Below are 826 nucleotides of genomic sequence, written 5' to 3' on the forward strand. Positions count from 1 at the left end.
CAATATGCAGGGAACTACTTGTCTCGTAAATTTCTACGGCGCTAATGGGAGCAGAGTATTATACATAACGATTAAAGGGGAAATGAAAATGAAAAAAATATTTCGCTTGGGTTTACTGGCTATTCTTAGTGTAGCGGTTCTATCTGCTTGCTCAGCTAACGGTTCGGGCTCAAATGCAAATGAAAAAGTACATGTTAAAATCGGGGTTTCAGGATCTGAGGACACGTATTGGGATGTGCTCAAGAAGAAAGCAGAGGCCAAAAATATTGAAATTGAGCTGATCAGTTTCTCGGATTATACATTACCCAATAAGGCGCTCGCCAATAAAGAGGTAGATTTGAACTCCTTTCAACATTTGGCCTTTCTCAGTCAGTTTAATGTAGAAAATGATGTGAATATCGTCCCTATTGGTGCAACGATTATCGCTCCGATGGCATTGTACTCTGAAAAATTCAAAAACGTATCGGATATTCCTGACGGCTCCAAAATTGCTATACCGGATGATCCGTCCAATCAGGGACGGGCTTTAAAACTTCTCCAGTCTGCAGGGCTGATTAAGTTGAAGCAGGATGCGGGCCTGTATCCGACCACGGATGAAATAGAAGGGAATCCTAAAAAGCTGGAGATTGTCCCAGTTGTCGCCCAGCAGACGCCGCGCGTCTTGTCTGATGTAGCCGCTTCAGCTGTGAACAGCGGTGTTGCTACAGATGCCGGGCTCAAGCTGGATGGAGCCATCTACAAAGATGATGCAAGCAGCGAAGAAGCGAAGCCATATGTGAACGTGTTTGCTGCACGTGCGTAGGATAAGGATAATGCGACTTACAAA

The 826-nt window shown here is 44.6% G+C and carries 1 protein-coding gene; it reads left to right on the top strand.

Features of this window, described 5'->3' with window-relative positions; all coding sequences use genetic code 11:
* Window positions 1-88 precede the first annotated feature (88 nt).
* Entirely contained in the window at window positions 89-802 is a 714-nt protein-coding gene (locus tag GRP75_RS28335; RefSeq protein ID WP_237449252.1) for a MetQ/NlpA family ABC transporter substrate-binding protein, read from the top strand.
* Window positions 803-826: the final 24 nt, after the last annotated feature.

Origin of the sequence: Paenibacillus sp. OT2-17 (assembly GCF_009827695.1) — a bacterium.
In the GTDB taxonomy this organism is placed as follows: domain Bacteria; phylum Bacillota; class Bacilli; order Paenibacillales; family Paenibacillaceae; genus Paenibacillus; species Paenibacillus polymyxa_B.